Origin of the sequence: Aquimarina macrocephali JAMB N27, assembly GCF_000520995.1 — a bacterium.
Classification (GTDB): Bacteria; Bacteroidota; Bacteroidia; order Flavobacteriales; family Flavobacteriaceae; genus Aquimarina; species Aquimarina macrocephali.
Map to the genome: position 1 here is coordinate 1 of NZ_JACA01000102.1, position 1,727 is coordinate 1,727.

The 1,727-nt window shown below is 41.4% G+C and carries 1 protein-coding gene; it reads right to left on the reverse strand.

The window, feature by feature from the left end; translation table 11 throughout:
• Positions 1-1,727 (reverse strand): InlB B-repeat-containing protein (locus Z054_RS29550; protein WP_174412252.1); only part of this gene is annotated, 1,727 nt, incomplete at both ends.

The following is a 1,727-nucleotide window of genomic DNA, read 5'->3' on the forward strand; positions in this document are numbered from 1 at the left end:
GGGTTATCAATAGTCACAAGACTACCTCCTGTAGGATTCCAAACATCGATATTGGTTGGTAAAACAAACAAGTTGTTATCACTCACCTGCCCAACACTGGTAGCATTATCTACTTTAATAGTTCTAAGCTCTATCTTATTCTTATCGATCCATAACCACTTAAATTGGTTAAACGATGCAGCAGCTCTTGTCCATGTTTTGGTATCAGAAGCATTACGTAAGGGAGCTCCCCAACATCCTTCACCAACATAAACAGCTCTCTTTGGATCGGTATCCACTCTCACAAATCCTTCATCACTTCCTGAACCTGTCGAAGGTTTGATTGGCCAGGTACGTTTCACCACATGAGAATCACTCTCCATCACCAATTGTACGGCATGAGTATAAAAAGGTTTAGACCATGCTTCATACTGATCATTCTGTTCTGATTTACCAGGTTCATGAGGTCTGGTTGCTCTATGATATTGAGCTACAGCCCAGGTGTGACTAGCAGAATTGGATGCTAAATCATTAGCCAACCAAGTTCCCTGTGTACCTGCTGGGGTTACCTCTGTGTTTAAGGTATAGGTTCTTATCAGATTCCCTCCAAAACTCAGTGCATAATATTCTCCTCCTGCAGCAGTAGGAATATCAAAAAGATCTCTGATATCATTAGAGCTTTCATGATTCCCTCGTGCAGCTACTACCGGAATCATTCTTCCGTCAGCACCGATAGTCAATTGCCAGTCGTCAAACCAGTTTTTCCATTGAGAACTAGAAGAAGAACTTGTCATATCTCCTCCAAATAGTACTGCATGTGGTCTGATCTTAGCAACCAGTCTATTGGCGTTCTGTCTTGGAGTACGATTGTTTCTCGAATCTCCTCCTGCAATAATTGATAAACGAGTATTAGGATCACTAGGTGCTGTCTTAAACCAGAACCTCTTAGAAACCCCTTCACTATCCTTGATCACAAAATAATAAGCAGTATCTGCCTGAAGTCCTGTTAGTCTTGCATAGTTATTATTCATTCCTTTACTAGAAACAGTTCTGTCTACAGCTTTGCTAAATGGATATGATGCAGCATTACTACCAAAATCTGTAGTACCATAATGTACCACAGGATTCGTTCCTGTTACTTGATTCCATCCTACAACCATAGTCGTGGATGTGTTACCTCTCCAGGTTAATCGATACTTTTCTGTTGATGTACTGATCACTGGAGTTTCAGTAAAGGTTGCTGTTATTGTTTTATCAGAACTCATGGTCACAGATCCCGGGTTGGTATTACCAGACAAGGCACCAGACCATCCACTAAAATCCCATCCTGATGCAGCAGTAGCGGTAACAGTAACTGAGGTTCCTGAGTTATAAGTTCCACCACCACTTACAGTTCCCTGTCCTGTCGTATTGGTCGTTAAGGTATATTGAACAACATTTGTTGTGGTGGCATTAGCAGCAGTGCTATTTGCAGATGCATTACCTGCAGCATCTTTGGCTCGCACCGTAAAACTATAACTAGTATTGGCAGTAAGACCACTAACACTATACGTAGTAGTGGTTGATGAACCAATACTTGCTCCATCTTGATATACATCATACCCGGTAACCCCTGTATTATCTGTAGAGGCATCCCAGCTAAGATCTAATGATGTGTTTGCAATATTAGCAGCTGTTAAGTTCGCAGGTACTGTAGGTGCTTGTGTATCGGGAATGATAGAAATAATCTTCACATTATCGATCGCTAT